This is a genomic window from bacterium (assembly GCA_035945995.1).
Taxonomy (GTDB): domain Bacteria; phylum Sysuimicrobiota; class Sysuimicrobiia; order Sysuimicrobiales; family Segetimicrobiaceae; genus DASSJF01.
The window spans coordinates 1-6989 of record DASYZR010000164.1 but is presented as its reverse complement, the minus strand read 5'-3'; the positions used below and the strand labels follow the sequence as shown (position 1 = coordinate 6989).

At 63.0% G+C, this 6989-nt stretch carries 11 protein-coding genes and 1 riboswitch; of the genes, 6 read left to right on the top strand and 5 right to left on the bottom strand.

Annotation, left to right across the window (positions count from 1 at the left end; all coding sequences use genetic code 11):
• From VGZ23_19395 to VGZ23_19385, 3 genes are all read left to right on the top strand, one after another.
• Nucleotides 1–213 (top strand): hypothetical protein (locus VGZ23_19395; protein ID HEV2359760.1); only part of this gene is annotated, 213 nt, incomplete at its 5' end.
• Nucleotides 214–225: 12 nt separating this feature from the next.
• Entirely contained in the window at nt 226–375 is a 150-nt protein-coding gene (locus VGZ23_19390) for a hypothetical protein (GenBank protein ID HEV2359759.1), read from the top strand.
• Complete coding sequence (locus VGZ23_19385) at nt 372–611, top strand: hypothetical protein (protein ID HEV2359758.1); 240 nt, start codon at nt 372–374, stop codon at nt 609–611. Before VGZ23_19390 ends, VGZ23_19385 begins: the two co-directional genes overlap by 4 nt.
• 54 nt (nt 612–665) lie before the next feature.
• Here VGZ23_19385 and VGZ23_19380 read toward each other — a convergent pair whose 3' ends face one another.
• On the bottom strand, nt 666–1373 hold the full coding sequence (locus VGZ23_19380; protein HEV2359757.1) for an alpha/beta fold hydrolase: 708 nt from the start codon (nt 1371–1373) through the stop codon (nt 666–668).
• A gap of 103 nt (nt 1374–1476) precedes the next feature.
• Complete coding sequence (locus tag VGZ23_19375; GenBank protein ID HEV2359756.1) at nt 1477–2226, bottom strand: DinB family protein; 750 nt, start codon at nt 2224–2226, stop codon at nt 1477–1479.
• Nucleotides 2227–3160: 934 nt separating this feature from the next.
• On the opposite strand from VGZ23_19375, the gene VGZ23_19370 reads away from it, so the two are divergent.
• The 3 genes from VGZ23_19370 to VGZ23_19360 all read left to right on the top strand — a co-directional run bounded on the left by VGZ23_19370 (nt 3161) and on the right by VGZ23_19360 (nt 5062).
• Nucleotides 3161–4288: a substrate-binding protein gene (locus VGZ23_19370; GenBank protein HEV2359755.1), complete on the top strand. Its 1128-nt coding sequence runs from the start codon at nt 3161–3163 to the stop codon at nt 4286–4288.
• 101 nt (nt 4289–4389) lie between these two features.
• On the top strand, nt 4390–4665 hold the full coding sequence (locus VGZ23_19365; GenBank protein HEV2359754.1) for a hypothetical protein: 276 nt from the start codon (nt 4390–4392) through the stop codon (nt 4663–4665).
• Nucleotides 4666–4702: 37 nt separating this feature from the next.
• Entirely contained in the window at nt 4703–5062 is a 360-nt protein-coding gene (locus VGZ23_19360; GenBank protein ID HEV2359753.1) for a cupin domain-containing protein, read from the top strand.
• A gap of 121 nt (nt 5063–5183) precedes the next feature.
• Here VGZ23_19360 and VGZ23_19355 read toward each other — a convergent pair whose 3' ends face one another.
• From VGZ23_19355 to VGZ23_19345, 3 genes are all read right to left on the bottom strand, one after another.
• Entirely contained in the window at nt 5184–5342 is a 159-nt protein-coding gene (locus VGZ23_19355; GenBank protein HEV2359752.1) for a hypothetical protein, read from the bottom strand.
• Nucleotides 5343–5447: 105 nt separating this feature from the next.
• A complete protein-coding gene (locus VGZ23_19350; protein HEV2359751.1) occupies nt 5448–6002 on the bottom strand; it encodes a hypothetical protein in 555 nt (184 codons plus the stop codon).
• A gap of 189 nt (nt 6003–6191) precedes the next feature.
• Complete coding sequence (locus VGZ23_19345) at nt 6192–6623, bottom strand: hypothetical protein (GenBank protein ID HEV2359750.1); 432 nt, start codon at nt 6621–6623, stop codon at nt 6192–6194.
• A gap of 113 nt (nt 6624–6736) precedes the next feature.
• A riboswitch (SAM-I-IV-variant riboswitch) is annotated at nt 6737–6851 on the bottom strand.
• Between the last annotated feature and the right edge of the window lie 138 nt (nt 6852–6989).

Sequence of the window (6989 nt, the reverse complement as noted above, 5' to 3'; positions counted from 1 at the left end):
GCCTGCACCCCGCCAGAGGAGGCGGGCCGGGCGTGGGTGCGCTGGTCGGTTCAGGCCCTGCATGATGAGATCGAGCGGCGTCAGATCGCCACGCTGCACCCGACCACCGTGCACCGCATCTTGGATGCCGCCGAGCTGCACCCGCATCATCTCCGATACTGGCGGCAGACTATTGTCCCGGACTTTGAGGAAAAGGCAGCCTCGGTGCTCTGATACTACGAGCGGGTGGCGTGGCTCGATCTCCTGCGGGAGCTCGGCCACCACGATCCCGTGTTCCGCGACAGCCACCTGCTCCGGATCGCCGAGCGGGTCGGGCTGCCGTTCGCGACGCTGCAGGGCGCGGCGCTCGAGTTGGCGAGGGAGAACGGGACATGACCGCGGCGCTCACGCAGCACATCCTGCTAGGCATCGTCGCGATTGTCGTGTTCGCGGTCCTGTGGCGGCTCCTGCGGGTGTTCGTCTACATCGCCATCGGCTTGGCGATCGTCACGAGGCTCTCCTCTCTGCTACACGGTCAGGTACCGCCGTGGATCGCCGCGGCGGTGCCCTGGCTTGAGCAGCTCGCCCGGCGAGCCGGGGGAACGCTGCTGCAGCCGACCCTCCGCCTATGAAAACGGCGCCTTTTCGCATTGGGGGAGCAAGCTCCCCAATGCGAATCAACAGGGTTACGGACGAACCGCCTCCGCGACGTCGCCGATGACCCGGGCGAGCTCACGGGGGCGCGACCACATCGGCCAGTGGCTCGTCGGCAGGTCGATCCAAGTGACGTTGCGCAGCTCGGCGACGCCGGCCAGCCAGGGCCAATTGTGCTCCTTGGCGTAGGCCTTGATTCGATCCGACGGGAAAGCGCTGCAGATGATTGTGCTCGGGATGTCCAACCGCGCGTCATTCGTGAGATCCGCTCCCTCGCGGATGACGCCGCCCGGCACAGGGACGGCCCGCTGCCGGAATATCTCCTTTTGCTCCTCGGTCAGGCCGTCGAGATTCTCCTCTTGCTCGATCTCCTTCCAGTTCAGCGGCCGCTCCACGCCCTCGAAACCTGGGTCCAGGGCGCCCTTCCCGGGGGCCGAGTCGACGTACACCATAGCCGCGATGCGTTCCGGGACCCGGTCGCTCGCGGCGTAACCGGAGAAGCCGCTGGCGCTATGGACGGCGAGCACGACGGGCGCCGGCGCCGCCCGCAGGGCGTCGACGATTGCGTTGACGTGGTCCGAAAACGTGATTGAGGATCGATCGGCCTCAGCCGAGTCGAGGCCCGGAAGCGTCAGCGCGGTGACATGATAGCCATCGGCGCGCAACGTCGCCACGACCTCGTCCCACGCCCATGCGCCGAGCCAGAATCCAGGAACCAGAACAATCGGCGTGGCTGTCATTCCATCAATCCTCCCCGGTCGTGATTGCGATAGCGCCTGGCGAAGCGCACGATGCGCAGGCCAGGCCAAGCCGTCGCGCGGACCTCGACGCTCGCGGAGACCATCACGGAACAGCCGCTCCGTATGTGTGCCAGCCCCCGAGGCCGTCGGGGACTTCGACGCCGCGCCCCAGGCTGATCCGCGCGATGCTGCGGATATGGTACCGTTCGTGGTACAGATAGCGGCCAAGCACTTTGCGTGCGGTCCACGGTTCCCCGTCGTCGAAATCGACGGCCTTCCCCCGGAGGCCTGCCGGCATCGCCAGCAACCAGTTCAAGGCACGCTCGCGCGACCGGGCGAGGCTGAGGAGCGGCGTCGGTCCCGGCACATGCTCCGGGACCTCCGGCCACAGCCGTGTCAGATACCAACGCTCGGCGCGGGCGATGTGCTCGAGATAGTCGCCGATCGAGTACTTGTGGTCGGGTGTCCGGCGCCATGTCAGCGCGCCTTCGGGCAGTCGCGCTACCAGATCGAGCGTGCCCTGCCGCATGTACCGCATCCAGCGCGTCGCCTGCGCAAGATCGTCGTCGGTGACAGGGACGCGTTCGCGGTCGTAGAGCGCCTCGTACTGGCCATAGGCGAAGTCGAGATCGGACGTCCGGCGCTCGGCGACCGCGACCGTCACGGAATCCGGCACCTCAATGGTCTCACCGTGCTGGCGGAGCCATTGCAGGTACGCGACGATCGCGCTGGGGAGCTGTCGCAGCGCCTCGTCCTCGAATGGCTCGTTGACGAACAGGCCTAGCAGCTCGCCGACCCAGACCGTCGCCCAGCCGTCTCTGCCGATCTCAACCAGCGCGGAGAACGATCGCATGGCACCTGCGCATTTCCGCTATGGTTCCTGAACACCTGCCGTGGAAGAAATTTGACTGCCGCTTCGGGTGGAAAGCATGTTCGGCGACCCCCAAACGCTCGATCTGGCCCTTCGGAGGAGCCTACCTTTGGCATCGTCGCGCTGGCAACGATTTCTCAGACACCGCTCCCCTCGGCTTCCTGGCCGCTCGCTTGAGTCAAGAGATCTTTTCCCGAACACCAAAAGCGCTCCTATTTTTCGCTGACGCGTGGCGGACAAGCCTTGGGAACCAGGCGCTGGCTACGGCAGACTTCAGGTATGCAGCCACAAGCACAAGCGAGTCTGCCATGATCGATCGCAGCGCGCGCTGTGCGCGCGGAGCCACCGACCAGCAGAGGGAATGAGGTGCCCCATGACCAGCGAGACGACACTCCCGGCAGCCACCACCGCGATGGTGCCAGCCGGGGCCAACAACACCGCCCACCAGCCGATGCGGCGACCTCTGGCCGCCCGCATCGACCCCATCTGGCAAGTGCTGTTCGAGCCCTGCCCTCGGGGGAGAGCACCGAAATAGATTGCGTTACGTGCGCCCACGGACCATACTGTGATTGTCGCACTTTCCTCTCGAAGACGTCCCTACCGTCGATCCATGGTCGGTTCCCTGAAGGCGACGCTTCAGCGACAGCATTAGCAAATCCCGCAGGAGAGTTGATAACCGTGGAGTTCAAGCAACTCAGGGTGGCAAGTGGCTTGCGGTTAACTGCGGCAAGTTCCCAAGCGAGAAGAACTGCCAACTCGTGATCATGGCTCCGGCAAGCCAGCGCGATGCCCTTGTCGAAGCGGCCAGTGCGCATGCCATCAAGGCGCATGGGCACGCAGATTCCCCGCAACTGCGGCAAGACTCGGGAAGCATCTGGATCCAAATCGAAGATCCTGGTCAAGGGGAGAGATTGCCATGAAAGATGGTTCCATCAAAGTGGGAGTGATCATGGACCTGACGGGTCCGCTCGCGTTCCTGGGCGTCGCCAATGCAAATGTCGCGAAGATGGTGATTGATGACATCAATGCGAAGGGCGGCGTGCTGGGGCGACACGTAGAACTGCTCGTGGAAGACAGCGCGACCACGGACAGCGTGGCGGAAGCCAAGGCGACGAAGCTTGTCGAGCAGGACAAGGTCGACGTGATCTTGGGCGGAATTTACAGCTCCACGCGGCAGGCAATCAAGGGTCCCGCGGTGGTGAAGGGCAAGAAGCTTTACATTTACCCGGAGCAGTACGAAGGGCAGGAATGCGACCCGCTCATCTTCTGCACGGGCCCGGTGCCAGCGCAGCAGCTTGATCCTTTTATTCCCTGGCTGATGCAACAGACGGGCGCGAAGAAATTTTATTTGCCGTCAGCCGACTATATCTGGCCGCACGTGATGAACAAGAAGGTTCGTCAAATTGTGACGGCGAACGGCGGCACGATCGAAGGAGAGGAATATTTTCCGCTCGATCATACGGGCTACAGCAAGACGGTTGAGAAGATCATGTCCAGCGGGACCGAGGTGGTGTTCAATACGATCGTTCCTCCCGGGCTTGGGCCAATCCTCGAGCAGCTTTACAACGCCGGCTTCACAAAGCGGGGCGGAAAACTGGTCTGCACATACTTTGAGGAGAACCTGCTGAAAATGTTGCCGCCCGTACAGGTGGAGGGCCTGTACGGTTGCCTCGACTACTACCAAACCGTCAGCGATCCATTCAGCGTGGAACTGCTCAAACAGTACAACAAACTCTATCCGGGCAGTTCGATGTTCACCGCAGGCAGTGCGAGTACGGGCATGTACCGGGGGCTGAAGTTCTGGGAGGCTGCGGTGAAAGAGGCAGGCTCGCTAAATCAGGAAGCCGTCATCAAGGCGCTCGACCACGCAAAGATTGCTGCGGGACCGGGTGGTCCTGCTGAAATGGTGCCCGGGCAGCATCACGCCCGGATGAACATGTACATCGCCCAGGCAAGCAACGGCATTTTCCAAGTTGTCAAGAACCTGGGCGTCATCGAGCCGAACGAGAGCGTCGTGAGCGCGAGACACACTGCCTCGCGGTAGACTGCAGTGGCCAGCAGCACGTCGGTTGGTTGATTGCCGAACCTTAGACCACAAATGCACCTTGAGACGATCGAACTTTAGGCACGACTCGGGGGCGGACAATGATTGTACACTATACCTTTCACATTCATCCCAATGACAAAGAGCAGGCCAAGGCTGAGTTACGGAAGGTGAAGGCGATCGTCGAGCGGCATGGCGGGCGGAACCTGGGCTACTACGCGTCCATGACCTCCAGTACGCCGAACCGGTTCATCTACGAGATCGACTCGTTTGCGCACTTTGATGCGTTGAACAAAGACCCCGACTTTCGCGCCGTCAAACTCGACTCCCTGTACTCGAGCGCAACAGGCACGACATGGGGTGAGGTCACGCTGTAATCTGAGCGATATTCCACCACAAATGGGAGGGACAGAAATGGCCGGAATAGTGAAAAAGAGCCTTCATACCCCGGACGAGAAGCGTGCATTCCCGAAGGGCAAGGTGGAACTTGCGACCCTTGGAACAATCACCTTTGGCCGAGCCACATTTGAACCGGGCTGGAAGTGGTCCGAGTCGGTGAAACCGACTGCCAAGACGAACAGTTGTCAGGCTCCGCACACGACGTATCATGTGTCGGGTCGGTTGCGCGTGCGCATGGACGATGGGACTGAAACAGAGTTTGGCCCGGGGGATGTAGGAGTGGTTCCGCCTGGCCACGATGCGTGGGTTGTTGGCAATGAGCCCGTTGTTATGCTTGATATTACCGGGATGACCGAATACGCGAAACCAAAGTAGCGATAATCGTCTGGGCTGATTGACGATCCGTATTCGGCGAAGGGGTGCGTCGCGTGATCGGGCGCGGCTCCTTTGGCCGGACGGTCGTTTTGACGCCGTCACCGGAAAACGGAAACCTCCGCTAAGAGACCAGCGGGTCGGCGAAGATAAGCGGGACGGCCTCGGGGCACTCTAAATGCCCGGCAATGAATTGTTCGAGTTGCGGCTTCGCGCGGTCGATGACGGCAACGATGTAGTCGCGGACGATGCGGCGCACGGCACGGCCTTGCACCACGCGCACGGCGGCCCCTGCCGAACGAACAACTCCAAGATCTGATGCCGCCCGCTCGATTGCTGGGTTCTTAGCCACGCCTGCGGCCAACGCGGCCGACGCGTCGTCACCAGGTTATCTGCCGTAGGTCCATAGAACCTTGTCGATCTTGCGAGGCGTCCAGCCGATGGTGCCGAACAGGCGGTTGTTCTCCGCTGCCTTCCGCTGCATAATGCTGATCAGCAGCACGCCGTCCCGGGGGCTCAGGCCTTCGGGTTTCATGCGACTGAGCGCCGCGCGTTCGGGCAGCCTCTCGACCTCGCGCAGCGCTTTGACCACGAACTGGTCGACGGTCGCGAACGTGTCTGGGTACATCACGGCGAGTAGCCCGGACGCGCCAGCCGTCCCCAGCCCCTGGATTTCACAGGCGAGCGATAGAGCGTGCCTGATGTCCGCCCTCTCCACCGTGAGGAGGCGCTCCTTGACCTGGTAGAGCGCCTCCAAGGTGCCTGTGTCGGCGTAGCGTCGGAGTTGCCGGGTGGTGGTGGCGTACCGGTTGGGCGCGGTGTACTTCCAGCGAAAGTACTCGTCCCGCAGGAACCGATACCACCCGTCGGCGTCCAGCCTCCGGAGCCGGTCGAGGTCCAATGCCTCCATCGCTCGTTCCAGTTTCAGGTTCGCGGGCTTCACCAAGGTCCAATAGCGCGCGAGGGCGCGCTCCCATTCATTGGCATCGCACGAATTCCAAAGGTCCGCAATCGCAGGTACGTCAGTCATTGGCACTTGTGGGCGCTGGGCTCGTCACTGCAGCCGCGCGCGGCGGTGGCTAGATGACGGTGTGTCGTCTGACGTGGAATTCGCACAGACACGCGCGATCTCTCAGGAACCACTGCGGGAGGCACCGCCGAGCGGCCTTTCGGTCGTCCCGAGGGGAGTCGGTTTCCTTCTCCGCCAGCCCGATATGATAGCGTTCATCGGCCCGTCCGTTTTCGCCTCGTGCGCCCGGGTCTCAATCAGCCGCGCGACCAGGGCCTGCACGTCCTCGTCGCTCTTGAGGAGCCGCACGACGATCCCGTTCACGAAGCCGCCGGAGTGGTAGGCCACGACATATTTGATCTCATCGGCCCGCTCCATGCCCCACTCGCCCAGATGCTCCCGGATCGGGCGCCGGTGGCTCTTGAAGACGCTCGGATGGTACGGCCCGGGCCCGTACGGCCTGCCGTCGTCGCCCACGCAGGCCAGCACGATCGCGCCGTCGCGGACCGTCGCATCCGCGACCTTGTGGACGATGTAGTGCATGTCCTCAGGCACCAGCCGTCTCGGCCACTTCCCAGCGTGCCCCTGCCCGCCGCCATCCGCCATCCCCGTTTCCCTCTCAGCCACCAGAGCGGGCGAAACGCAAAACCCCTCCGCGCACGAAGGGGGTGCGCGACCTTGGTTCCCTCGCGGGCCTATCGCCTCGCCGTCGAGGCCGGGCACCTTGGCGTCGCCACCAGGTTGCCGGACGCGCTGCTTGCCGCGCCGCTCTTGATAGTCTCCCTAAGCGGTTGTGGCTACAGGATACCACGCAGGCCGCCGCGCCCGGCAAAGCACGGGTGACCGAAACCCCGGCGCGACTGGCGAAGTCGGACGGTTACCAGTGAGTGCGGGCCGCGTCTGTCAGAAGTTGTCCCAGGG